The organism is Autumnicola patrickiae, assembly GCF_031846525.1.
GTDB lineage: Bacteria > Bacteroidota > Bacteroidia > Flavobacteriales > Flavobacteriaceae > Autumnicola > Autumnicola patrickiae.
Window position 1 is genome coordinate 91,274 of sequence record NZ_JAVRHM010000013.1, and the last position, 25,990, is coordinate 117,263.

The window sequence follows — 25,990 nt, forward strand, 5'->3', positions numbered from 1 at the left end:
AAGCATTTAGCTGATTGATGGATTTATTCAATTATTTTAGAACATCATTTTTGAGCGATGGCCATTGCTCCTCATCCCATTCTAATTCGGCTACTTTAAGTTTAGCAGCTCCATTGTCATTAGCATCATAAGCATGGAAGAAAATATAATCTTTGCCATCAAAAGTATAAGTACTGTTATGGCCCGCACCATACCAATTTTCATTTCCTTCAATTATTAAAGTTCCACCACCTTCGGTTAAAGGTTTTCCTTCTCTGTCTACGTAAGGGCCGGTAACATCTTTTGATCTTCCCACAACAACTTTATATGTACTTCTGTCTCCACGGCAACAAAGATCCCAGGAAAGAAATTGGTAGTAGTAACCATTTTTCTTGAAAATGAAAGGAGCTTCTAAAGCAGCATCCCCGGCATCCGCATCTGGTAATTCAAAGGATCGCTCTCTTCTTGAAATAGTATGCCATTCCTGAGGCTGTGCAACCTCCTTAAGATTTTCATTCATTTTAACCATTTTAAGTCCATCCCAAAAGGAGCCAAAAGCTAACCACGGAGTACCTTCATCATCAAAAACGAGATTAGGATCTATGGCATTCCACATATCACGATTTGGAACCGACTGCACCACAATCCCGTGGTCTACCCACTCGTAATTCTCGTCTTCAGGATTTAAAGTAGTATTTGTCGCTACGCCCATTGCTGAAGTGTTCTTTCCAAAGGCCGAAACTGAATAATATATATAGTAAGTGCCATCGTGCAAGGTAATATCCGGAGCCCATATATGATTTTTAAAATCAGGCACAACGCTGTCTGTCCATTCTGGTTTTTCTTCAAAAACAGCAGGTTCACGCTTCCAGTTTTTAAGATCTTTAGAACTATAAACCCCAATTCCGCGGCCGGTGTTATACAAGTAATACGTGTCACCTTCTTTAGCAACTACCGGATCATGAACTCTTATATCCTGTGCTTCTGAAGAAAAAATACCCGCGGCAAAGGCGAGAATCATAAGGAATCTTACATTTAATTTCATATTATAAAGGTTTTATTTCTGAATACCTTCAGAAGTCATTTGTACTCGTTTTAATGTTCCATCTTCATTGTAGTAAAGACGGTCAATAGACACCGCTCTTCTGAAGCTTCCTCCATTTGACTGAATTGCTCCGGTGTGGTAGATAAAATAATCTTTTCCCTGAAACTCCAGTATTGCCTGGTGATTGGTATTGGTATTTCCTGCAACTTCATTTAAAATACCCTGGTACTCCCATGGCCCGGTAACAGATTTACTCATTGCGTATGCTGTTTTTTCAGGAAAACCAAAAGCATATGATAAATAGTACCAGTCACCTTTTTTATGAATATAAGGAGCTTCCACGAAGTTTGGTAATTCTACATGGTGAATTTCACCATCCAGTTCTATCATATTATCTTTTAATTTTGCCCAATACATGGCGGTATTTCCCCAATACAAATAGGCCTGCCCGTCATCATCAATGTAAACTGTAGGATCAATGTCGTCCCAGGTTATATCTGTGTATTCGGTTGTCATGTCATTGGTGATAAGTGCTTCCCCAAGGGCATCCTTGAAAGGCCCAACAGGGGTATCGGCAACAGCAACACCTATCGCTTTACCAGGGTGGGTGTCATCATGCTCTACTGTCACGTACCAGTAAAATTTTCCGTCTTTTTCGATCACTTCAGCTGCCCATGCATCGCCTTTCGCCCAATCGAAATCTGTAGGCTTTAAAGGAACCGGATGTTCTTTCCAGTTGACCATATCTGTACTGGAATAAACCAGCCACTCATTCATTCTATAGAAATTAAAATCATCTGGAGCCTCATCATGCCCAGCGTAAAGATATACAGTCTCATCATGCACAAGCGCAGCAGGATCTGCCGTAAATTTCTCTGTTATAATAGGGTTATTAAAGGATACTTCTATCTCAGAATCTCCTCTTTTATCTTCCTGAGCAATTAATGTTGCGCAAGAGAATAACACTGCACCAGCAGATATATTTTTAATCTTAGATCTCATTCTATTTGTTATTTTTCGTTCTTATTTTATTAATCTTACTCCATAAATTCCGGCAGTACGGGAACCGGGGAGTGCTTCAAATTTTACATTTAATACTCCATTGCTGTTTTTTACAAGTCCAGCAGGAAGCGTATAATCTTTTTCATAAAAGCGGTTTCCTTCTAATCCGTTAAAGCTCTCTTCCGCAATTACTTTATCATTAATTATAATTTTGAAGTTTCTATCGCTGTCTCCTCCAAAAAATGTTATTCTCAGCTTGCGTGCCTGCTTCTCCTTGTCCACAAGACGATAACTAAACCAGCCATTGGCATCCCTCCAGTGACGATCGCGATGAACACCAATATTAGAGTTCTCGCTTTCAATAAAATGGTCTGCCTCGGGCTGTTGTTCCCCGGGAGTAACCATATCTATGGTTATTGCTGCCAGCATCTTTTCTTCTTTCTCTTTTTCTTTAAGTTCCTTTTTTATTTTCTGAATACCTTCAGTAGTTTCTAAAGGAAGATAAAGCACGTACCGCGATTCGTGCAACTTATAAAAAGGAATGAATTCAAGATCTTTAAATTCTGAAGGATATAGCACTTCTGATGCCGAAAATGTTAATTTTTTGCCCTCTACCTGTTTTACCAGTTTTTCTATATTTTCAGTTTTATCTGAAAGGAAATAAGGCATTTCCGTTTGCGGAATCATCTCTCCCGCTGCAATATGTCCACCCCTGCTGGCATCTGCAAAAAGACCTGGTAAGCTGTCTTTTCCAATTTTAGCTGCCAATACAATAGGACCATATTTTAATGCCTTATAATCTGATCCATCAGGTAATCTTTCAGAAGTGAGGTGCATAGGCAATTGTACATCTAATCTGTCACCATCTTTCCATTTCCTGTTGATAGAAACATAACTTCCCGGCTCTGAATTGACCTTTACCGGTTTTCCGTTTACCTCTACCTTAAACTCACCAGGAGCAATCCATTGTGGATATCTTAACTTAAGGTTCATATCCTGCGGATTTTCAGTCTTTACCAAAAATGATGTGGATTCTTCTTCGGGGAAATTTGTTTCCTGAGTAAGTGAGAAACCTTTTTCTTTCCAATTCAAAATAGAAGGAATAAATAGGTTTACATAAAGATCGTCTTCGGAATGTGCATAAATAAGCTCATTGTATTTGGCATGATTCTCAATACCAGATCCCACACAGCACCAGAAACTGGTTTCCGGCTGCGAATAAACACGATAATGACCTGGCCGCATCGGGGTAAAATATACGAATCCGCCTTTGTCCGGGTTTTGAGAAGAAAGAATGTGGTTGTAGAGCCCTTCTTCGTAATAATCCAAATACTTTTCCTGACCTTCTGCCTGAAAAAGTTGCTTGCTCAATTTGAGCATATTATAGGTATTGCAGGTTTCAGGTCCCTGAACACTGTTAATCATCGAAGAAAAATCTGTTGTGGGATGAAAATGCTCACGTACACTATTGCCTCCAATGGCTACCGTGCGTTGATTCACTACATTTTCCCAAAAATACTTTGCGGCTTCATGATATTCCTCATCACCAGACAATGCTGCTATCGCTTGAAAACCTACCACTTTAGGAATTTGTGTATTAGCATGCATTCCGTTTAGTTCATCTTTATGCTTTTTTAAAGGATCAAGAATTTCCTGGTGAGAAAAATTATAGGCAAGATCAAGATATTTCTTATCGCCGGTAATTTCTGCTACATCTGCAAAAACTTCGTTTAACCCTCCATGTTCTGAAATTAATAGAGACTGTACCTGTTCATCGGTAAGATTCTTTGTAATGTTGATCATCCAGTCTGAATAATTTATCAGCATTTCTTTAGCCAATTCGCTATCTGCCAGCAGATATGCATCCCTAAGTCCGGCATAAGTTTTATGAATATTGTAAAGAGGAACCCATCTGTCATTTAAACTGAAACTGCCGGGATTTAAATTTCCCGATTCAATTTCCTGCCATAATTCCCTGCTCTCTGGCACACCTCCTATATAACCATTTCCATAGGAATCCTGTGCTCGTTTTAATTCCTTGAGCATGTAATTTAATCTATCCAGTACTTCCTGATTTCCGGTAGAAGCATACATAAGAGAAAGTGCTGTTAAATAATGTCCACCAATATGTCCGTCCAACCCAGTATTCTCCCAATTAGGATAACTTTCGGCCTTTGGAGTGAGTCCTGCTTCACGCAAGAATGGAAACAGCAACCTGTCGGGATCTAAATCCATGATATATTGCAAATCTACATCCTGTGCATTCTTAAAGGCACCCTCATTTAACTGAACATCCTCTAACTCAAAAAATTTAATTTTTTGAGGAGCTTGAGCTTTAACCTGGAATGTGAAAAAAATAAAAAGAAAACCCAGTGCCAGAAAATAAAATTTTCTGACCCCGGTTTTCACAACTAACAAATTTTTAAATCTCATTTCACGCAATTTGCGTTTAAAATAATCCCTTCATGCTGTCTGATTCCTATTCTACCTTTTTCCCCCACGCCGATCTTCCTGATGAATTTAAACCAACATAAGTTAAGGTGGTATGTCTTGGTGATGCTTCCCAATCCCATGAGTTTGAAACAATATGCTCTTTGTCATTAATGGTAAGGGTATTGGAGTCGCTGTCAAAAGACCAGCTACCCGTTATACTTCCTGAAACAGTATTGTCTTCATGAAAAACAACATTTGTAGATTCCTGAATTTCCCTGTATTGATAATTCAGAGTAATGTGTTCCCAGGTTCCTACTATAGCTTCTTCAGATATCGGTGATTCCGGTACTCCTGCATAACGCTCTGGTGATACCAAAGGCCAGCCATCTTCTGTCCATTCAATTTTTCTCACATGACCCATCATCACTGCATTAGAAGCATTAATTCCCTGTACTCCTTCAGGTAAACGGGCTTGCGAAGAATAAAACCACTGCCCTGTATCCTCATCCTGGAAAACAGAAGGATGGGAAAAACCAACCCAGCCAGGATGATTATTAAAAGCATATGGATGTGTTACTATAGGTAAGGCTTCTGCCCCTTCAGTAACACTGGATCCATCTATACCAACATAGGGACCGGTAATATTTTGTGATCTTACAACTCGGGTATTATAAGCTACCGAAAGTTCATCATAAGCAAGGAAAAGATAGTAATAGCCAGTTTCTTCATTATAAATTATTTCCGGCCCCTCAAGACCCTGCCAGCGATTAGCATTTACATTTCCACGACCTGCAATTCTTACTCCATGATCTTCAACAGTTTCTAACCGGTCTGGCTTTCCTGTTTCAGGATTTACCTGTAAAGCAGCAATACCCGAATGCCAGGAGCCATAAATTAACCAGTGCTCCCCTTCCGGAGTAACTATAAAACTTGGATCTATAGCATTAAATTTGAAATACCCGCTCCAGTCATTTCCGTTTTCCCTTAGATAAGTTTCCACTCCATCTGCAACAGAACTCACTACCATTCCTTTGTCTGTCCAATTATTGGAAGCCAGGTCATTGGTTTCTGCGAGTCCAATAAATGCACGTTCGGTCCATGCAGCATCAGCATCAGATCCAACAATTGGATTGGTGACTACTACACTGTAATAAAGCCGGTAGGTATTACCTACTTTAGAAATGTGCGGTGCCCAGAATCCATAATTCGGATTTTCTATAGGATCCAAAGGTGGATCCATACGTGCGCGCATATTATTAAGGGAATCCTTGATCCATGATGGAGCTTCAGAAAAAACTGCTCCACGATGTTCCCAATTTATAAGATCTGTTGATCGCCGCACCGGGTAGTGACCATGTCCTTCATGTGCATTTCCATAGGACGCATCAGTTTGATACATATAAAAATACTCTCCATCTTTCTCAACGGTTGGATCGTGGACATTGGCCAGATTCCATTGTGAACGCTGTTCCCAGGAAGCAATGTTTGTGTAATCATCGGGATAAGTTGGTCCCGCAAAATCATCTGGTTCTGGATCTGTACCAGGATCTGGTTCTGGTTCTGGATCAACAGAATCATCTGTAAAGTCCTCATCATCTTCTGAACAGCTAATTGAAACAGTTCCTATAGAAAAAAGAAGAAAAATTATAAGGAATTTTGAATAAAGTTTCGATTTCTTCATGATTTTTTATTTTAGTCTTGCAAAGCTATCTGCAAAAAAGCGGAACTGGAAATGGCCAGGTTTATCTATTGCATCCCCAAATTCCGCTTGATATTCTATAAACCCGCAAAGGTTAATCTTTATCTGAAAGGAACTATTTTGATTCCAGCACTACTACAGAAAAAGGAGGTAAGGTCACTTGCAGTTTTCCTCTTCTTAATTTAAAATCTTTAAATTCCTCCGGAGTAACTTTTTCAGTATTCTCAAACGTATTGTGATCCTGCAACTTATCTGAAGTTAAAATAGTCGCAGTCATATTTTTCACATCTAATGCTTCAAGGTCTATCTCTACCTCATTTTCTTTTTGTGAGTCAATATTTACTAGAGAAATAGCAACATTTCCTTCTTTTTTTGAAGCTGAAACAGAAACTGCCGGTAAAGATTCTCCATTATAAGTATATTCAGGGGAATCAAAATCTACAGGAAGCAATTTTGCGTCGTGATGTACTGTATACATTTTCATCACGTGGTAAGTAGGGGTTAAAAGCATGTTTTCACCCTCAGTTAAAGCAACTGCCTGCAGTACGTTCACTGTCTGGGCCAAATTTGCCATTTTCACCCTCTCACTTTCATTATTGAAAATATTTAGAGTTGTACCTGCAATCATGGCATCTCTCATAGTATTTTGCTGATAAAGGAAACCAGGATTGGTACCCTCTTCAACTTCATACCAGCCACCCCATTCATCTACAATAAGATCTATTTCTTTTTCAGGATCATACTTATCCATAATATCAGTATGCTTATCAATAAGTTCCTGCATCCACAAAGCAGTTTTCATGGTGGAAAAATATTGTTCTTCATTAAAATCTGAAGCAGATCCTTTTTCATCCCATTCTACAAAAGAATAAGAATGTAATGCAACACCTTCAATTAAATGTTTAGGAACGTCTCTCATAAGAACCTCCGTCCAGTGATAATCATCTTGATTTGCTCCGGAAGCAATTCTATAAAGATCATTCTCATTTTCCCAGCTGGTCATAAAAGTAGCATACTGGCGGTAAAGGTTGGCGTAGAATTCCGGAGTCATATTTCCTCCACAACCCCACATCTCGTTACCAACACCCCAATATTTAACATTCCAGGGCTCTTCTTTTCCGTTTTCCTTTCTCAGTTTAGCCATGGGGCTTCCTTCAGAATGGTTTACATACTGAATCCAATCTGTAAATTCTTCTACTGTACCACTTCCTAAATTTGCTGCTAAATATGGCTCTGCACCAAGTTCTTCACACAGGTTAAGGAAATCGTGGGTTCCAAAGCTGTTATCTTCAGTAACTCCTCCCCACCAGGCATTAACAATAGTAGGCCGATCTTCTTTTGGACCAATTCCATCTTTCCAATGGTAGGTGTCGGCAAAACAACCGCCAGGCCATCTAAGATTAGGTATTTGTAAATCTTTAAGAGCTGCAATTAAATCATTTCGTACTCCATTTGTGTTAGGTATAGGGCTATCTTCCCCAACATAGAGACCATCATAAATGGAACGTCCTAAATGTTCAGCAAAGTGACCATAAATATGTTTGCTGATTACAGGAGCATCTTCTTTATTTTCAATACTTACAGTAGTTTGAGCCTGCACAGTACCTGCAAATAAAACGGCCGCCAGACCTCCAAGTATTCCTTTAAAACTTTTGTTCATTTCATTCTTTTTTAATAAAAGAGACCGCCTGAAATTTACAATTATCGGCAAGCTAAAATATTTCAACTCCAATACGTAATTAGCAGGCAGCCTCAGTTAAAAATTTATTTAATTAGCCGAATTTGGCTCAGCATTAGGATTTACATCCAATTCAGATTGTGGGATAGGAAGATATTCTTTACCTGGTCTCCAGGTTTCAAATTCACTATCACGCTCTCTAAGTAATGCCAGTTTCTCATCGTCGTATAACCATCCCCATCTAACAATGTCATGGAATCTTATACTTTCCATAGATAGTTCCAGTGCACGCTCATGGGCTATTTGATCCCTCATTTCTTCCTGGGACAAATTAGGTTTTACCTCTTCCAGATCTGGTAAATTAGCTCTGTTTCTAACATCATTGATGTACTGATAAGCTTCCTGGGTTTGTCCCATTTCATTTAAAGCTTCAGCATACATTAGTAAAACATCTGCATATCTCATTAAACGATAATTAATACCTGAAAGTTCAACACCCCCTTGGCTCTCTGTTTCAAACCCATAACCATCGTGGGTATATTTACGTGGATATATGGCATCTGGTGCATGTGGCCATTCTACACCACCATATACTGTTGTAGAGTTAGCCTCTGGCTCATAGGATGCAATGGATACCAATAACCTTGGATCAACCTCTGCGTCAACAGGATCCTCTTCATTGTATTCATTGTAGATCCAGCGGGTAGGAAGAAAATCTGAATATCCAAAACCATCCTGAGCATAAGTATGCCCTACAGAAGAAACCTGCATCCAGTCATTTTGTGGATTTCCACCATAATTCTTAACTGTTCCACCAACCTGATCTGGTGTGGCAAATTGAACCTCAAAAAGAGATTCTGCATTGTTCTCGGAAAACGGACTGAAGTTATCTGCATAATCATCCATTAATGAATAGTTATTAAGCTCGGGACCTTCAATTAATTTTCTAAACTCTTCTGCAGCTGAACTCCATTCTTCCATATAAAGATATGTTTTACCCAAGAATCCTGTTGCAGCACCTTTTGTAGCTCTGCCTAGTTGTCCTCTATCCGGACCTGATACTGATTGATAATCCACAGGTAATAATTCCTGAGCACTTGAAAAATCAGAAACAATCTGAGCCCACAATTCTTCCTCAGAAGCTGTAGGTTGATAGTAATCAGCCTCACTTTGCGCAGGAGTAAGAATTACAGGAACCCTTTGATAATTAATGGCAAGATGAAAATAAGCCAACCCTCTTAAAAAATATGCCTGACCAAGTACACGATCTTTCACATCCTGATCCATCTCTATATCAGGAACATTTGCCAGCACCTGGTTTGTTCTAAAAACTTGTTGGTAATAGGTTTCCCACATCCAGGTAATAGGACCTGAAGTTGGCAAAATGGTGAAATTAGAAACCTGTCCCAAATCTGGCCAGGGGCTATCTGCCCTAAAATCATCAGCTCGACCATCTGTTAAAGCAGGGGTCATCCTCATATAATACCCATCATTTAACAGGTTTGTATAAGCAGCATTGACACCCGCTATTGCTTGTTCTTCATTTGACCAATATTCCACAGCTGTCATGCTGTTTGGATTATTTAAATCCAGTTCGTCTTCACATCCTACAAGCACTAGCATGCTAAACGATAACATTAAAAATTTCGATATTTTCATAATATTTTTTTTTTAAAATGATAAATCAATCCCCATCATAACTGTTCTGGGTCGCGGATACGTTCCGTTATCAAATCCAGGCTCCAACACACCTGAATTAAAATCAGGATTAAAGCCTTTGTAATGTTGAAAGGTATATAAGTTCTGCACCGTTCCATACACACGCAAATTATCTATAAAGTTACCAAACAACTCTTCTGGCATGGTATATCCAAGGGAAACAGTATTAATCCTAAGATAATCTCCTTTTTGAAGCCATCCCGGTCTGTTGGAATCCCTCGCATTGTTGTTGGGATCATCCGCCACTACCCGTGGGATGTTAGTATCTGTATTTTCAGGAGTCCATCGATCCAGAATATCTTCATGAGCATTTATAAAGCCTGTAGAAAGCATTAGAGAACGATACAACCTGCTGTTAATATAGTAGCCTGCTGCTCCTGATGTAAATACTGTAAAATCAAAGTTCTTGTAATTGGCAGAAAAATTTAAACCATAAGTTACACTTGGAAGAGCACTACCAAGAAAGGTACGGTCATCTGCATTAATTTGTCCATCACCACTAATATCCCTAAATTTTACATCACCAGGTGCGGTAGCTGCACTTTGGAAAGCATGTTCTTCCACTTCTTCCTGGCTTTGAAAAATACCTTCATAAACAAAGCCAAAGTGTTCACCTACTTCTCTTCCTACTTGTGTTCTGGAACCCGCTCCAGTAATTGGTTCGTTATTTCCACCAAGAGCTAAAACTTCGTTATTAATAGTACTTACGTTACCAGATAAATCGAAATTAAAATCTTCATTACCGCTATGATGATAAGTTACTTCTGCTTCAAAACCTGAGTTTCGGATGCTTCCTGCATTTACAAGTGGACTAACATTCACAGAACCTGTAGACCAGGGGATTGGCACGCCAACAAGAATATCCACTGTTTCTCTCTCATAATAATCAAGAGCAACATCAATTTTGCGCTTAAAGAAGGTTGCATCCAGACCAACATCAAGAGAAGTCGTAGTTTCCCAAACAATATCTTCTGACACCACACTTGTCTGAAGTCCACCAAGAACTCTATCCTGATCAAAATTGTAAGGAATATTTCTATTAATTACAGCCTGATAAAGGTAATCACCAATGTTTTGGTTTCCTAACTCACCATAACTTGCTCTCAGCTTTAAATTGCTCACCACATCTTCAGAAATATTAAAGAAGTCTTCATTATCAATTCTCCATCCTAAGGCTAAAGAAGGAAAAGTTCCCCATCTGTTTTCAGATGCAAACCTTGAAGATCCATCTCTTCTAACTGTTGCTGTTAAAAGATACCTGTCGTCAAAATTATAGTTTAACCTTCCAAAATAAGACGCAAGAGAACTTTCAATCTCCTCTCCTCCTACTGTTTGATTAACTCCATTAGAAAGCACAGGATAATAAGGCTTTGGCAAGTTTTCAGAATGCGCAGTCCTTATAATTGTTGTATTCTTCTGAAATGTTTGTCCTAGCACAACATCAAAAGAGTGCTGATCAAAATTTGTGTTGTAATTTAATGTATTCTCAACAAGACCTACTGTATAAATAGTCGAGTTATCATCTAAAAGAGATCTTCCTGTTCCAAAGAAATATCCCATTTCAAATTCCGGTACAAAAGAAAAACTTCTCACATGAGTTTTATCGTAACTGGTATTCAGCTTGTAAGTTAGTTGGTGATCTTCTGAATCAATGATCTTAAACTCTGGATTCACAATCGCAAAAATCCTGTCTACCTCTACATTATTAGTAAAAAGGCTATTTATACCCGGTACGTTTAAAACAATTTCCTGATGGATTTCTGAAGAAGTTCCCGCATAACCACCCTCGTTGGTTGGATCATAAATACCTAAAGTAGGAATTGCATTTACAAGGTCATTTATCAGTGGAGGACGTCCTCCAGTTAAAACATCTCCTCTAAAAGTTAAAGAATTCTCAAAACTATGAGTATAATATAAAGAAGGTGATATTTTAAATCTACCTTTTTCCATTACAGTGTTAATTCTTCCAGAATATCTCTCATAATCAGGACCATTTCCTACAAAAACCCCTTCATTACTAAAATAATCCATAGTAGCATTATAAGTGATGTTTTCACCACCTCCGGAAAATCTGAAATTATGATTTTGCCTGTTACCACTCTTAAGCCCAACACCTTGCCAGTCTGTATCAGTATCACTTACGTAAAGATCAGAACTTGGATCATTCCCGGGGATTAATGGCTGACCTGCATTGATTCTTTTTTCATTAGAGATCATTTGATAATCTTCTCTACCCAAAACCGGGATTCTTTGCGCCACCTCGTCAATTCCATAATATCCACTATACTGGATTTGCAAAGGAGTGTTTTTTGTACCCTGCTTAGTCGTAATAATAACCACACCATTAGCCGCTCTGGAACCGTAAATAGCACCTGCCGAAGCATCTTTAAGAACCTGGATACTCGCAATATCGTTAGGGTTAAAATCCCTGATTGAAGTCCCTACCGGAACCCCATCCACAATGTATAAAGGCTGACTATCTCCAAAAGTAGATACCCCCCGTATACGAACATTGGCACCAGCTCCCGGTTCCCCGTTAGCTGTTACCGTTACCCCTGCAGACCTACCCTGCAAAAGCTGGGAAACATCACTATTGGAAACCTTTTGAACCTCACTTGCATCGATTACACTAACCGAGCCGGTAAGGTCAGACCTTCTTTGGGTACCATACCCCACAACCACCACATCGTCCAGTGATTCAAGGTCATCAGTTAAAGTCACATCAATTTGTGACCGCCCATCTACAGCAATTTCCTGGGTTTCAAAACCAAGGTAAGAAAAAACCAGGGTAGCCTCGGCTGGAACGTCAATGGAATAATTTCCGTCCATTCCGGTAACTACTCCGTTAGAGGTTCCTTTTTCAATTACATTTACACCAGGCAATGGAAAACCATCACTCTGGGCAGTGACCGTACCGGTTACGGTAGTGTTTTGAGCATATCCCGAAAATCCAAAGAGGATAATAAGCATCAAAACCGAACGAAAACCTTTTCGCCCTGACCGGTTTTTAGTAAAAATTTCTTGCATTTTAGTCATAGTTTAAAAGTTGAATTAATAAGTGTGGAATTTACATTTCCAAATATAATTAAACTTAAACAAAAAAAACAAATAAAATTTTACATTTTTTTAACTTGCATCATTGTGAAATTATCACATTCGTAATGTCAGTTTATGATTTTCAATTATTTCTGTTCATAATTTTTATTTTAAAATTAAATAACAATCTTTGTCTGTCCAGCTAACAACCAATAAATAAAATGATCCATAGTTACAATTCTGAGGACAAAGCATTACTTGCAGTAGATTGTATAATTTTTGGTTTCGATAATGAAGAATTAAAAATCCTCCTTATTAAACGTGATTTTGAACCGCAGAAAGGGAGATGGTCTCTAATGGGCGGTTTCTTAAAAAGAAGTGAAGACCTGGATCAGGCAGCAACCCGGATTTTACATCATTTAACAGGAATTAACAATGTTTATATGGAGCAACTCTACAGTTTCAGTAAAGTTGATCGTGATCCTGTAGAAAGAACAGTTTCTGTGGCTTATTACGCTTTAATTAACATTGAGGAACATAACGAAGAGCTTACCCAGCAGTATTCTGCGCAATGGTTCAATATTTCTGAAGCCCCTAAACTTATCTTTGACCACGAAAGAATGGTCCAGAGAGCAATTAACAGATTAAGGTACCGCACCTCAACCAAGCCTATTGGTTTTGAACTCCTTCCGCAGAAATTCACTATGCGCCAGCTTCAGAAGATGTACGAAGCTATTTTGGGCGAAAAACTGGACAAAAGGAATTTCATCAATAAAATTAATGCGTTGGACATACTTCATAAAACAGATGAAAAAGACATGGAATCTTCCAAAAAAGGATCCTTCCTGTATATGTTCGATGAGCAAAAATATAAGCGAAAGACTGCTGATGGATTTTCTTTTAAACTTTAATAGTTAAACTTCAGGAATGGTCAAAAAAATAACCCACTTCTCAGCGGGTTATAGGAACACAACTTAATATTTGAACTAGCCCAAATCCATAACTTTACTAAAAGTATTAGTTTTTGTTATTATCGTAATTTCATACTTTCCGGCAGGAACTTTAGAAAAATCAAATGTTTTAGCGATAACGGCATCTTTATAGATCATGGATCCCATAAGCATACCGGAAGAATCATGTATTAAAACTTCAGTAAGACTTTCTTCAGGATTAGGTAAAGAAAATCTTACCATTTTTTTATCCAATTTAAAAGCTGGTTTAAAAACAACATCTGAGTTCTTAGCTTCAATTGTTAGACATTCTTTAATTTTGGTGATTTTCTTTGTGAAAATGTGAAACTCATCTTCAAAATGAAGGTAATAAATTCCTTCCGGCACCTCTTCCAGGTTTAAAGCCTTTATATAAGATTTTCCATCCATTAGTCCATCCTTAAAAAGAATGACTCCATACCTGTCCTGCAGTGTGAGAGTTGCTCCTTTAACCGAATTTCCTACTTCCACTAATATAGACTTCTCATCTACCTTCACAGCTAAACCTTCAGCTGCGGAAACTTGTAAACTCATACATAATAAAAGAGTTACGACTGATAATCTAATTACATTTTTCATAATTCACAATTTTAAAGGTTAATAATGTTAATTCATTGATAATAACATATTCAAATGTACCACGAACTATCCTCTTAAAATTGTCTTAGATATGCCAAAATATGTTCTATTTTATCGTTTATAATTATTTAATATTCAGTTAATGTACAAATACCATATTTCATAGATAATTTAGCAAAGATCATTGCATTAAAATTGAATTACATTATATTTATAAAAAATCCTATTTATGTCAAAATTATTCAAACCTGCTTATGAGAAAATAGAACCAGCCTTTGGTAGCTCTATTTCTTATAGAACCTATAATAAGGACCATCAGAACAAAAACAACAGTTTTTGGCATTATCATCCGGAAATTGAGTTGGTTTACGTAAATGGGGGCACCGGAAAAAGGCAAATTGGAAGTCATATCTCCTATTATAGAAATGGGGATCTCCTGCTTATAGGATCTCACCTCCCCCACTGCGGCTTTACTGATAGTCTTACAGCACACGAAGCAGAAACTGTAATCCAGATAAAACCAGATTTTCTTGGAGAAGTTTTTTTTGAAATTCCTGAAATGAAAGGAATAAAGACGCTGCTGGAACGCTCCCAAAAAGGTATTGTCTTTCACGGAGAAAATAAAAGAAGTATTGGAAAGAAAATAGAGTCCTTGGAAAACTTAAATGCATTCGACCGTCTCCTGGGGCTACTGGATGTTTTTAGGATGTTGGAAGCTGCAGAGAATTACACCATTCTTAATGCCCATGGATTTATATTAGAAACCGAACTTCAGGATAACAACCGGATAAATATCGTTTTTAATTTTGTGAAGCAGGAATATATGCGCTCTATAAGTCTTGATGAAATTGCAGAAAAGGTAAGCATGACTGTACCGGGCTTCTGCAGATACTTTAAAAAAATTACCGGAAAAACTTTTACTCAGTTTGCCAACGAATACAGACTGGCGCATGCAGCCAAACTTTTACATGAAAAGCAAATAAGTATTACTGATGTATGTTTTGAATGCGGATTCAACAACTTTAGCCATTTCAATAAACAGTTTAAAAAGTTTACGGGAAAATCCCCATCTGCATATAGAAACGAACTGAAATACACTGTATCCTGAGAGAACAGTTTAAAAAAGAAAACCCGTTTCAGCTGAAACGGGTTTCCACTTTATTCAACAAACCAATCCTTATTCACTTCCGTGCATAAAGCGTTGTTTTTCCAGCAGTTCTTCTTCAGACTCCACATGATCTTCATCGGGAACACAGCAGTCTACAGGACAAACTGCAGCACACTGTGGCTCTTCATGAAAACCTTTACACTCTGTACATTTATCTGGAACTATATAATATATCTCATCACTTACCGGTTCCTGTGATTCCTCTGCATTTGCAGCTTTGCCATTTGGAAGTACCACATCGCCCTCTAATTCTGTACCGTCAGCATATCTCCAGTCATCAGCTCCTTCATAAATCGCAGTGTTTGGGCATTCCGGTTCACAGGCACCACAGTTTATACACTCGTCGGTTATTACAATTGCCATAGCTTTATTTATTTGTAAATTTAACTATTATATCAAAATCCCTGCAGCTTTAAGAAAAATCAATAGCTTTTCCCATGCGGAAATTTTAATTTCGCTGCAAATTTAACGTCAAAAGCATTCATAACCAAATTAGGCAATGACAATCCACGATAGAAAATCAAATTTTATAGAACTCGGAAGATTTCTGGGACAATTCACACTTACTACTGAAGAAAATTCAGAAAAAGATGTTGAATATGCAGGATTATATAATGAGTTAAAAAATAAAATTGACAATGCTGTTCATCACAACGGATGGTTTACCCGTGAGAACATCATTTTTGCGTTAAACGAGTGGAGCAAAGCACTTAAAGAAGAAAATCTTGATGCGTGGCTGGAAAAATACGATCTGCAAGACCATGGGGAACAAAAAACAGTAGCTGTGATTATGGCAGGAAATATTCCGCTTGTTGGCTTTCATGATTTTTTGTCTGTGCTTATGTCCGGACACAAAGTGCTGGTAAAACAATCCAGTAACGACAAGCTGCTACTACCAATAATTGCCAAATTTCTAATACAGTTAAATCCCGAATTTGAAAATCTTATTCGATTCACAGATGACCATTTAAAAAACTTTGATGCTGTAATCGCAACGGGCAGTAACAATACCGCCCGCTATTTTGAATACTATTTTAAAAATAAAGCGAGCATCATTAGAAAAAACAGGAATTCTGTTGCAGTTCTTACCGGAAATGAAAGTGAGCAGCAACTGCAGAATTTGAGTCGCGATATTTTCCAGTACTTTGGTTTAGGATGCCGCAACGTTTCAAAATTATACGTGCCCAAAGATTATAATTTTGAGCAGTTTTATCCCGCAATGTACGATTGGAATGATATCATGAACCATGCGAAATATGCCAATAATTACGACTACAATAAAGCAGTATATTTAATGAGCGAATTTAAAATCCTTGATAACGGATTTTTACTTCTGAAGGAAGAAGAAACTTTCGGCTCTCCTATCGCCACTCTTTTTTACGAGCGTTATTCTTCAGAAGAAGATTTAAAGCAAAAGCTGGAAGAGAATAAAGAAAAATTACAATGTGTAGTTTCTGAAGGATTTATTGACAATGAAGTTAAATTCGGCGAAACGCAGCACCCTAAACTTTGGGATTACGCAGACGATGTGGATACGCTTGCTTTTTTATTAAAGTTATAACACCAAAATCACCGTTGTAATAACCACTGGCATTTCATTTTTTCTCATCTTTGTTTAACAAAATCAACCATTTTCTTTTATGAAAAAACATAATTTTAGCGCAGGTCCGTGCGTGCTACCACAGGAAGTTTTTCAGGAAGCTTCACAGGCTATATTAGATTTTAATGATACCGGTCTTTCAATTTTAGAGATTTCCCACCGTAGTGCGGCATTTGTAAGTGTAATGGAAGAAGCACGGCAACTGGCGCTGGAATTGCTGGGACTGGAAAATAAAGGTTATAAGGCAATTTTCCTTCAGGGAGGTGCGAGCATGCAGTTTTTAATGACTGCCTACAATTTACTTCAGGATAAAGCAGCCTATCTAAACACCGGCACCTGGTCCAGTAAGGCTATTAAGGAGGCAAAATTGTTTGGAGAAGTAGTAGAAGTAGCTTCTTCTAAGGACCAAAACTTCAATTATATTCCAAAAGATTATAACATTCCAGAAGATATTAATTATTTCCATTGCACGAGCAACAATACCATTTTTGGAACTCAGATGAAAAATTTCCCTTCTGTCGATGCTCCCGTGGTATGCGACATGAGTAGTGATATTTTTTCACGGGAACTTGATTTTTCCCAGTTCGATCTTATTTATGCCGGGGCACAGAAAAATATGGGGCCAGCAGGCGCGACACTTGTAGTTGTAAAAGAAGATATTTTAGGCAAAGTGAACAGGCAAATTCCTTCTATGATGGATTACCAGGTGCATATCGAGAAAGACAGTATGTTCAATACGCCCCCGGTCTACGCCGTTTATGTTTCCCTGCTCACCCTTAGATGGATTAAAGATAAAGGCGGAATCAAGGCTATGGAAGAGCTAAACAACAAAAAAGCAACTCTTCTTTACAATGAAATTGACCGGAACCCTCTTTTTAAAGGTTTTGCTGCTACTGAAGATCGCTCTACAATGAACCCAACCTTCAACTTAACCGATGAAAGTAAGAAGGAAAAGTTCGACAGCATGTGGAAAGAAGCAAACATCAATGGCTTAAGTGGTCACCGAAGTGTGGGTGGATATCGCGCTTCCATGTATAATGCGCTTTCTTTAGAAAGTGTTCAGGTTCTGGTGGATGTGATGCAGAAGCTGGAAAAAGAAGCGTAGATTTTTCCGCAGAAGAAACCGAAAAGGAAAAAAATAATTTTGCCGTTATCAATTTCGTCTGAAGAAATTCAGCAGGTCGATAATTGGCATTTTTAGACCCTCACCATTTTAAATAAAAAAGATGAAAGTATTAGCAAACGACGGAATATCACAAAACGGCAAAAATAAACTCGAAAAAGAAGGTTTTGAAGTCATTGTGAGCAAAGTAGCGCAGGGACAGCTCATAAATTACCTTAATGAGCATCAAATTGACGTTATTTTAGTCCGTAGTGGCACCCAGATACGTAAAGAACTTATAGATGAGTGCCCAAATCTAAAAGTCATTGGTCGCGGCGGAGTTGGTTTGGACAATATCGATGTAAAATATGCTGAAAGTAAAGGAATCACTGTAATTAATACTCCGGAAGCTTCTTCCAATGCTGTGGCAGAACTTGTTTTTGCTCATTTGTTTAACGGAGTACGATTTTTACACGATTCTAACCGGAATATGCCCCTGGAAGGTGATTCCCGCTTTAGGGATTTAAAGAAGTCCTATGCTCAAGGACGGGAATTGAGAGATAAAACATTGGGGATTATCGGATTTGGAAAAATAGGACGGGAAGTGGCAAAAATAGCCCTTGGTCTTGGAATGAAAGTGATTGCCAGCGATATAAAGGTGGGCGAAGCAAAAATAACACTCGAATTTTACAATCACCAGAGCATTACCATTCCAATAAGAACAGAGCCTATCCACCAGCTTGTAAAACATTCAGATTTTATCACGCTTCATGTCCCTGCACAAAAAACGCCAGTTATCGGTAAGACCGAAATTAATGCCATGAAAGATGGTGCTGGTATTATTAACGCCTCCCGGGGAGGAGTTGTGGACGAAGAAGCCCTTCTGGAAGCTTTGGAAAGCGGAAAACTTGCTTTTGCAGGACTGGATACTTTTCAGAATGAGCCCTCTCCGGCAATTAAATTACTAATGAACGAAAAAGTTTCTTTAACTCCACATACAGGTGGTTCAACAATAGAAGCTCAGGACAGGATTGGCGTAGAACTGGCCGAAAAAGTAATTTCTGCATTAAAGGGAAAAGCCTAGTAATTATTTTTATTGTTAATTGCTCATTGTTTACTGTTCATTGTGATTGTAGTATTTCTTTAACGCACTCCTTCTTTTATAAGCCGTAAATTTATTTTTAAATAAAAATTTCAACTTATGGCATCAATATTAGATATTCTAAATACGACACCGGGAGAAAACTTAATTGATAAAGCGAGTAAAGAGACCAATGAAGACAAAGACAATATAACTTCAGCTTTAGTGATGGGAATGCCGTTAATCCTTGGCGCATTAAAAAACAATTCAGAAAAAGAAGAAGGCGCTAAAGCTCTTGATGAGGCTCTTGAAAACGAGAAACATAAGGGTGATCTTCTGGAAAACCTTCAGGATTCAGAAACAGGGGAACTTACGGGAGAAGGAGCAAAAGTCCTTGGACATGTGCTTGGGGGACAAAAAGACATTATAGAGGAAACTTTATCGAAGACGCTCGGGATGAGCAAAGATTCCATTAGCACCATATTAAAATTGGCAGCTCCGGTTATAATGAGCCTGCTTGGAAGCCAGAAAAGAATAGACAGAGTAAAAGCCGATGGACTTCCTGCTTTAATAGAATCGCTAATGGGAGCAAGTGCAGCCCACGATTCGTCTCTTATAGAAAGCCTTCTGGACAGGAACAGGGATGGAAAAATTATTGATGATGTTGCCGGAATGGTGCTTGGCGGCGGCAAAAAAGGAAAAGAAGACGGAAGTATCCTTGGCGGATTTACCGGCGGAAAATAATTCGGGAATAATTCTTGAGTAGAACATATAAAAGAAGATAATGAAGAATATAATTTACGTGCTTCTTATGGGCCTCTTTATTTATAGCTGTGGCTCCAACCGAAGCTTGCGTTCAGACAGATTGGCAAATGCAGAAAATGATACGGTAAGGATTGCCAACGACAGCCTGGAATACGAAATAATTATTATTGAACCGGGATTTAATCTCTTTATTAATTCTATTGCACAACCTGAAGGATATTATTCGCAGGAATATTTGGAAAGTAAGAACCAGCAACTGGTTACAGAATATAATAATCGGGTGCGACAACCACAGCGTTACAATCCCAATTTGTACGTAAATGAAATAAATTACGAGCCAAGGATAAATTATGGATATGAAGTTAATTATTTGCTTTACAATTATTTTGTCTACTTCAGCCGCCAGTATAATCAGCGCTTTCCCGTGCCCACGCGTATTTAACTTTTAGAATCGCTAATTTCTTTCTCGCATTTAATATATTTGCAGCATGGAGAAACTAAAAAAGCATTGGGGGATAGATTCCAATTGGCAAATTCTGGTGATACTGGTAGTGTTTGCTGTTACGGGTTCCTCTTCTGCAAAGCTTGCAGGACCTTTGGTGGAATTCATTGGAATTCATAAAGAAAATTCTCACTGGCTAATCTATTGGTCCCTTAGGTTATTACTTATATTTCCAATTTATCAGGTGCTTCTGGTTTCTTTTGGCTGGCTCTTCGGTCAGTTTCAATTCTTTTGGACTTTTGAGAAAAAAATGCTTTCAAGATTAGGAATGGCTAAACTTCTCCGACTATAATTTTGAAATCTTTTCAGAACATATTTCTTGTCTTATCCGCTGTGTTGATTTTATTGCCATCGGCAGTAACTTTTGCGCATATTTTTAGCGGACACGGGCATAAACTTTGTGATAATTATTCCGAAACCCATTATCATGCAAAAGCGGTGGATTGTGAACTTTACAAGTTTCATAATACTCCTGCACTCCAACTCGAACTCCTCACGTTTGAACCTCTAGAAATAAAGGTTCAGCAAAAAGTTATCTTCAATTATTATCAATTTTTAAGTGATTACCAAAAGCTACCTTTTGAGCTAAGAGGACCTCCACAGCACGTATAACTTCCGCCTTTAATCCCAATCTACTTTGGGAAAAATGTTATACAAATCATTTAAATAATTACATGAAAAGCAAAATTTTAATTGTGCTGCTTCTAGCAGTCACACCGTTTATATATGCCCAATATCAATTTTCTGGAACTATTACCAATGCCGAAACAGGAGAACCTGTAGTTAGTGCTACCATATATCTCCCCCAACTTGAAAAAGGAACACTTACAGATTTTAATGGCAATTTCAGTATTAGCAATATTTCAGAAGGAACTTACAAGTTGGTTATTTCTTCTGTTGGTTACAGCTCATTTTCAAGGGAAATACAACTTCCTTCCGAAGGAGTAATTATTGTAATTCAACCTTCTGCCATAGAAATGGAGGAGGTCATAGTTTCTACGCCGTTCCACCAGCTCCAGAGCGAAAATGTAATGAAGGTAGACCGCGAAAATGTTTCAGAATTAAACCGAAAAGGAGCTATTACACTGGCTGACGGGATTTCCCAAATGCCCGGGGTAGAAAGTATCACCACAGGAATTGGCATTGGTAAACCTGTAATACGAGGATTAAGCTCTAACCGCGTACTTGTTTACACGCAGGGTGTGCGGCTTGAAAATCAGCAATACGGCGACGAGCACGGCCTTGGAATTAGTTCTAAAGGAATAGGAAGTGTAGAGGTGATAAAAGGCCCTGCTTCCCTTCTCTACGGAAGCGATGCGATTGGCGGCGTGCTTTATCTAAACCCGGAAAGATATGCGCAGGCAAATACAACTAACGCTGAAGTTGACGGAAGTTATTTCAGTAATACTTTGGGATATCAGGCAAGTGCAATGGCAAAAACTTCTGGCGATAATCTAAAATTTCTCGCCCGCGGAAGTTATGCTGCTCATAGCGATTACGAAACAGGAGACGGAACAAAAGTCACGAACACAAGGTTTAACGAGACCGACTTTAAGGGAGGTTTTGGTTATCAGGATTCCCGTTATAAAGCTGATTTACGTTATAATTTCAACAGAGCTAACATTGGAATTCCTGAGGAGATCGGTATCCAGAATACAGAAAAAGAGCCGCTCCTACCCTATCAGGAAATCGATAATCATATTGTAAGCCTGGATAACCGCTTATATTTGCCAAATTCGAGCCTCGATCTAAATATTGGTTATCAATTCAATAACCGAAAAGAATTTGAGGAAGAACATGCTCACGAACACGAAGAAGAGCATGAGGATCATGAAGATCACGAACATGAAGAAGAACATGAAGAGCATGAAGAAGGTCACGAAGAAGCACATCCTGCTTTGGAAATGCACCTGGAATCCCTCAACTATAATTTGAAATATAACCTGCCCAAAACCGGTAATTTTGAAACTATACTTGGAGTGCAGGGAATGCACCAGACCAATTCCAATTTTGGGGAAGAAATTCTTATTCCCGATGCAGAGATGGTAGATTTCGGAGTTTTTGGTACGGCTCATTTTCACCTCGAAAATTGGGATTTTCAGGGGGGGCTTCGTTATGACAACAGAACGATCAACAGCGAAAGCTACGGGCATGAAGGAGAAGAATCTTTTATTGCAGCTGTGGACAGATCTTTTAACAGCATAAACGGTGCGATTGGAGCTAAATATCAATACCAGAGCAAATTTATTGTAAGGCTAAACCTCGCTAGCGGATTTCGTGCTCCTAATTTAGCCGAATTGACTTCTAATGGTTCCCATCATGGTGCCAACAGGTACGAAGTTGGAAATGCCAATCTTGATAATGAACAAAATTTACAGGTGGACCTTTCACTGGAATGGAGAAACGAACATTTTGAAGCTTTTGCAAATGCCTTTCACAATTCGGTAAACGATTATATCTTTTTAAATCCTTCAGGAGAATTTATTGAAGATGATCTTGTTTTTAACTACACGCAAGGTGATGCTACTCTGTACGGTGGGGAAATTGGTTTTCACATTCATCCACATCCGTTAGACTGGCTGCATCTGGAAAGCAGTTTTGAAACTGTAACGGGGAAACTTAATAATGGCGGATATCTTCCTCTTATTCCGGCTAACTCGATAACGAACACTTTTAGGGTGGAATTTGAAAGTGATCAGCAATTATCAAACAAATACGCTTTTGTCAGGCTGAAGAATGTTTTCGATCAAAATACCGTGAGTACTTTTGAAACAAGAACAGGAGGTTACGGACTATTAGGTGCAGGATTAGGAGGAGAACTGGAATTTGGGGCTTCTTCTTCTGTAGAAATTAATATCAGCGGAAATAACCTTCTAAACAAGGATTACATTTCCCACTTATCCAGATTAAAGCCAGATGGAATTTCCAATATCGGAAGAAACATCCTGGTATCCCTCCTCTGGAACATTTAAAATAAAAAGAAGCTGTCCAAATTCCAGTAAACAAACAGAATTTGGACAGCTCTTTATCGTTTTTTAGAAACTTAACTCAGGAGGCCGATAATTGCATTTTTAACCTGTCACTTTTGTACTTCAATTTAATAAAAGCCTCTCGTTCTAATAGCTATCGAAACCGCTCACAAAATTACTCCGAACTACAAACCGCAAACTTTTTAAAGGCCGGTAACTGCCATTTTTAATAGCTGACAATTCCAGATTTTACTACTAGTAGCTTTCGACCTCGATTACCCTTGGTTGTTCAGCTTTGCTCCAAACATGAGTATAAAAGTACATTAAAGTAAATGTAGGAATCACATCTGTTATTGGTAAAATTTCTTCTATAAACACAATTACAGACGCAATTTTTCCTTTTTTACCGGGATACATTTCCTTCATTTTCTTTGCTGCGTAAGGTGCCCATAGTAAATCAAGAAAAGGACCTATAAACGGGATTGCAACAGTAGCCATACCTATGGCATCATAAACAATTCCCTTAATAAATAATTTATTCTTTAAGATTTTCATTGGTCATTTTTCTATTGATAAATCAAAAAAAGTGCCAGAACAGGAGTTATTTAAGATCTGAACTGATGAGCTTCAGGAATTCATTCCGGGTTTCTATTTTTTCAAATTGTCCTCTAAAACCCGAAGTTGTGGTAGAACTATTCTGCTTTTGTACTCCACGCATCATCATGCACATATGCTGTGCTTCAATAACGACAGCTACTCCCTTAGGCTTTAAAGTATCATTCAAACATTCCAGAATATCATGCGTTAACCGTTCCTGTACCTGTAACCTTCTTGCGAAAACATCAACAACCCGTGGTAATTTACTTAGACCCACGATTTGTCCATCAGGAATGTAAGCAATGTGTGCTTTTCCGAAAAAAGGAAGCATATGGTGTTCGCATAAAGAATAGAGTTCGATATCTTTTACCACCACCATCTCGTTGTAACCTTCCTTAAACATGGCTTCTTCCAGAATAGTTTTAGCATCCATTTCATAGCCCTGCGTTAAAAACTGCATTGCTTTTGCAGCACGTTCAGGTGTTTTTACAATACCCTCCCTTTCCGGATCCTCACCCAATTCCTTAATAATGCTTCTGAAATTATACTTCAGGTTATCTGTAACTTCCAGGTTATACTCTTCAAAAAGTTTGTACGGCATGAGTTTTATTTCTTTAGTTTTCCTGAAAAATGCTCTTTCAGCTTAGTGACTTTAGGATCAATAATATATTGGCAATAAGGCTGTTGCCTATGCTGATTATAGTAATCCTGATGTTCCTGTTCTGCAACGTAAAATGGTGAAGCTTCAGTAACTTCTGTCACAATAGGATCATCAAAAACAGCTTCTTTTTCAAGATTTGCTATTACTTTCTCTGCCGTCTCTTTTTGCGCTTCAGAATTATAGAAAATCGCACTGCGATATTGAGTGCCAACGTCGTTTTGCTGCCGGTTGAGGGTTGTAGGATTGTGAGTTGCAAAAAACACCAGTAAAAGTTCTTCAAAAGAAATTTTACCAGGATCAAAGCTTATTTCAATTGCCTCTGCGTGACCTGTTCTTCCGGTAATTATTTCCCTGTATGCCGGATTTTTTATAGTACCTCCGGTAAATCCGGAAACCACTTTTTCTACTCCGTTAAGCCTTTGAAAAACAGCTTCGGTACACCAAAAACATCCGCCTGCCAATGTAGCTGTTTCTAATTCTTTATTTTCCATCTAATATTTTTTTTGTTTAGCTAATTTAATGTAATAATAAACAAAATATTTTATGTTTAACTTTAAATTTAGTCCTCTTTAATTCTGTAATTCAAAACCCATTCCATAAATTGATAACAATCACTATCTTGAAAAAACTTAGTGATCGGCAACAGGAAACTATAATTCCCAAGTTAATGTTGCCGTTTCTTTACAATTTGGGTACTTTTCCATCTTTTAAAAGAAAAAATGATCTCAGCGAATAACATTCATAAATATTACGGAGACCTTCATGTTCTAAAAGGTGTAAATCTTCATATTAAAAAAGGGGAAATTGTATCTATTGTAGGTGCTTCCGGTGCAGGAAAAACCACTCTCTTACAAATATTAGGGACGTTGGAGAGACCAGAAAAAGACAAGGGTTCAGAATTGACAATTAATGATGTGAAAATCGATAAGTTGTCTTCCAAAGAGCTTTCCCGTTTCCGGAATAAGCACGTTGGTTTCATTTTTCAGTTTAACCAGCTTTTACCCGAATTCACCGCCCTGGAAAATATCTGCATCCCAGCTTATATTCAAAACAAATCTAAGACAGAAGCCGAGAAAAGAGCAATGGAACTCCTTAGCTTCCTGGGACTAGAAAATCGCGCCAGTCATAAACCGGGAGAACTTAGTGGCGGGGAACAACAACGCATTGCGGTTGCCCGGGCTCTTGTTAATAATCCCGCGGTGATCTTTGCAGATGAACCTTCGGGAAACCTGGACAGTGAATCTGCCGAGAATCTTCACAAATTGTTTTTTAGATTAAGGGATGAATTTGACCAGACGTTTGTGATTGTCACCCATAACGAAGAACTCGCCGATATGGCAGACCGAAAGCTTTCTATGGTGGACGGCGAAATTGTATAATTTGAAA

23 protein-coding genes are annotated in these 25,990 nt (G+C 38.3%); 11 read left to right on the top strand and 12 right to left on the bottom strand.

The genetic code is table 11. The features are described from left to right. Positions 1 to 31: 31 nt before the first annotated feature. The 7 genes from RM549_RS12150 to RM549_RS12180 all read right to left on the bottom strand — a co-directional run bounded on the left by RM549_RS12150 (position 32) and on the right by RM549_RS12180 (position 12,582). Positions 32 to 1,024 carry an arabinan endo-1,5-alpha-L-arabinosidase gene (locus RM549_RS12150; RefSeq protein ID WP_311685204.1) on the bottom strand — a complete coding sequence of 331 codons (993 nt, stop codon included), beginning with the start codon at positions 1,022 to 1,024 and terminating at the stop codon, positions 32 to 34. 12 nt (positions 1,025 to 1,036) lie between these two features. Further along, positions 1,037 to 2,026, bottom strand: coding sequence for a glycoside hydrolase family 43 protein (locus RM549_RS12155; RefSeq protein ID WP_311685206.1), 990 nt, complete (start codon positions 2,024 to 2,026; stop codon positions 1,037 to 1,039). 21 nt (positions 2,027 to 2,047) lie between these two features. Beyond that, complete coding sequence (locus RM549_RS12160; RefSeq protein WP_311685208.1) at positions 2,048 to 4,459, bottom strand: beta-L-arabinofuranosidase domain-containing protein; 2,412 nt, start codon at positions 4,457 to 4,459, stop codon at positions 2,048 to 2,050. Between the two features lie 46 nt (positions 4,460 to 4,505). Continuing rightward, the gene (locus tag RM549_RS12165) at positions 4,506 to 6,140 is read right to left on the bottom strand and encodes an arabinan endo-1,5-alpha-L-arabinosidase (RefSeq protein WP_311685210.1); all 1,635 of its coding nucleotides are present in this window, start codon (positions 6,138 to 6,140) and stop codon (positions 4,506 to 4,508) included. Between the two features lie 133 nt (positions 6,141 to 6,273). Next, positions 6,274 to 7,818 carry an alpha-N-arabinofuranosidase gene (locus RM549_RS12170; RefSeq protein ID WP_311685212.1) on the bottom strand — a complete coding sequence of 515 codons (1,545 nt, stop codon included), beginning with the start codon at positions 7,816 to 7,818 and terminating at the stop codon, positions 6,274 to 6,276. A gap of 108 nt (positions 7,819 to 7,926) precedes the next feature. Beyond that, positions 7,927 to 9,495: a RagB/SusD family nutrient uptake outer membrane protein gene (locus RM549_RS12175; protein ID WP_311685214.1), complete on the bottom strand. Its 1,569-nt coding sequence runs from the start codon at positions 9,493 to 9,495 to the stop codon at positions 7,927 to 7,929. Between the two features lie 12 nt (positions 9,496 to 9,507). Beyond that, a complete protein-coding gene (locus tag RM549_RS12180; RefSeq protein WP_311685216.1) occupies positions 9,508 to 12,582 on the bottom strand; it encodes a SusC/RagA family TonB-linked outer membrane protein in 3,075 nt (1,024 codons plus the stop codon). A gap of 230 nt (positions 12,583 to 12,812) precedes the next feature. Here RM549_RS12180 and RM549_RS12185 point away from each other — a divergent pair, with 230 nt between their 5' ends. Further along, positions 12,813 to 13,502, top strand: a complete 690-nt coding sequence (locus tag RM549_RS12185; protein WP_311685218.1) for an NUDIX hydrolase — start codon at positions 12,813 to 12,815, stop codon at positions 13,500 to 13,502. A 75-nt stretch (positions 13,503 to 13,577) separates the two neighbouring features. Here the strand turns inward: RM549_RS12185 and RM549_RS12190 are convergent, their stop codons facing one another. Further along, positions 13,578 to 14,159, bottom strand: a complete 582-nt coding sequence (locus RM549_RS12190) for a hypothetical protein (protein WP_311685220.1) — start codon at positions 14,157 to 14,159, stop codon at positions 13,578 to 13,580. Positions 14,160 to 14,388: 229 nt separating this feature from the next. Between RM549_RS12190 and RM549_RS12195 the strand changes: the two genes are divergently transcribed. Continuing rightward, positions 14,389 to 15,267, top strand: a complete 879-nt coding sequence (locus RM549_RS12195) for an AraC family transcriptional regulator (RefSeq protein ID WP_311685222.1) — start codon at positions 14,389 to 14,391, stop codon at positions 15,265 to 15,267. A gap of 69 nt (positions 15,268 to 15,336) precedes the next feature. On the opposite strand, the gene RM549_RS12200 is transcribed toward RM549_RS12195, so the two are convergent. After that, complete coding sequence (locus tag RM549_RS12200) at positions 15,337 to 15,690, bottom strand: 4Fe-4S dicluster domain-containing protein (protein ID WP_311685224.1); 354 nt, start codon at positions 15,688 to 15,690, stop codon at positions 15,337 to 15,339. 136 nt (positions 15,691 to 15,826) lie between these two features. Here RM549_RS12200 and RM549_RS12205 point away from each other — a divergent pair, with 136 nt between their 5' ends. The 8 genes from RM549_RS12205 to RM549_RS12240 all read left to right on the top strand — a co-directional run bounded on the left by RM549_RS12205 (position 15,827) and on the right by RM549_RS12240 (position 23,349). Then, positions 15,827 to 16,888 carry an acyl-CoA reductase gene (locus tag RM549_RS12205; RefSeq protein ID WP_311685225.1) on the top strand — a complete coding sequence of 354 codons (1,062 nt, stop codon included), beginning with the start codon at positions 15,827 to 15,829 and terminating at the stop codon, positions 16,886 to 16,888. Between the two features lie 79 nt (positions 16,889 to 16,967). Beyond that, on the top strand, positions 16,968 to 18,032 hold the full coding sequence (gene serC, locus RM549_RS12210) for a 3-phosphoserine/phosphohydroxythreonine transaminase (RefSeq protein WP_311685227.1): 1,065 nt from the start codon (positions 16,968 to 16,970) through the stop codon (positions 18,030 to 18,032). A gap of 121 nt (positions 18,033 to 18,153) precedes the next feature. After that, on the top strand, positions 18,154 to 19,113 hold the full coding sequence (locus RM549_RS12215) for a D-2-hydroxyacid dehydrogenase (RefSeq protein WP_311685229.1): 960 nt from the start codon (positions 18,154 to 18,156) through the stop codon (positions 19,111 to 19,113). Positions 19,114 to 19,230: 117 nt separating this feature from the next. Further along, complete coding sequence (locus tag RM549_RS12220) at positions 19,231 to 19,854, top strand: DUF937 domain-containing protein (protein WP_311685231.1); 624 nt, start codon at positions 19,231 to 19,233, stop codon at positions 19,852 to 19,854. A 40-nt stretch (positions 19,855 to 19,894) separates the two neighbouring features. Beyond that, the gene (locus RM549_RS12225; RefSeq protein ID WP_311685233.1) at positions 19,895 to 20,317 is read left to right on the top strand and encodes a DUF6146 family protein; all 423 of its coding nucleotides are present in this window, start codon (positions 19,895 to 19,897) and stop codon (positions 20,315 to 20,317) included. Positions 20,318 to 20,363: 46 nt separating this feature from the next. Next, positions 20,364 to 20,669, top strand: a complete 306-nt coding sequence (locus tag RM549_RS12230) for a DUF6787 family protein (RefSeq protein WP_311685235.1) — start codon at positions 20,364 to 20,366, stop codon at positions 20,667 to 20,669. A gap of 2 nt (positions 20,670 to 20,671) precedes the next feature. Continuing rightward, positions 20,672 to 20,989, top strand: coding sequence for a hypothetical protein (locus tag RM549_RS12235; protein ID WP_311685237.1), 318 nt, complete (start codon positions 20,672 to 20,674; stop codon positions 20,987 to 20,989). Positions 20,990 to 21,051: 62 nt separating this feature from the next. Next, positions 21,052 to 23,349 carry a TonB-dependent receptor gene (locus tag RM549_RS12240; protein WP_311685239.1) on the top strand — a complete coding sequence of 766 codons (2,298 nt, stop codon included), beginning with the start codon at positions 21,052 to 21,054 and terminating at the stop codon, positions 23,347 to 23,349. A 252-nt stretch (positions 23,350 to 23,601) separates the two neighbouring features. On the opposite strand, the gene RM549_RS12245 is transcribed toward RM549_RS12240, so the two are convergent. From RM549_RS12245 to msrA, 3 genes are read right to left on the bottom strand one after another with little or no spacing between them, the layout of a single operon-like run. After that, a complete protein-coding gene (locus tag RM549_RS12245; protein WP_311685241.1) occupies positions 23,602 to 23,901 on the bottom strand; it encodes a hypothetical protein in 300 nt (99 codons plus the stop codon). 46 nt (positions 23,902 to 23,947) lie between these two features. Continuing rightward, positions 23,948 to 24,544, bottom strand: coding sequence for a GTP cyclohydrolase I FolE (gene folE, locus RM549_RS12250; protein WP_311685243.1), 597 nt, complete (start codon positions 24,542 to 24,544; stop codon positions 23,948 to 23,950). A 5-nt stretch (positions 24,545 to 24,549) separates the two neighbouring features. Then, positions 24,550 to 25,095 carry a peptide-methionine (S)-S-oxide reductase MsrA gene (msrA, locus tag RM549_RS12255; RefSeq protein ID WP_311685245.1) on the bottom strand — a complete coding sequence of 182 codons (546 nt, stop codon included), beginning with the start codon at positions 25,093 to 25,095 and terminating at the stop codon, positions 24,550 to 24,552. A 228-nt stretch (positions 25,096 to 25,323) separates the two neighbouring features. On the opposite strand from msrA, the gene RM549_RS12260 reads away from it, so the two are divergent. Further along, positions 25,324 to 25,983, top strand: coding sequence for an ABC transporter ATP-binding protein (locus RM549_RS12260; RefSeq protein ID WP_311685247.1), 660 nt, complete (start codon positions 25,324 to 25,326; stop codon positions 25,981 to 25,983). Positions 25,984 to 25,990 lie beyond the last annotated feature (7 nt).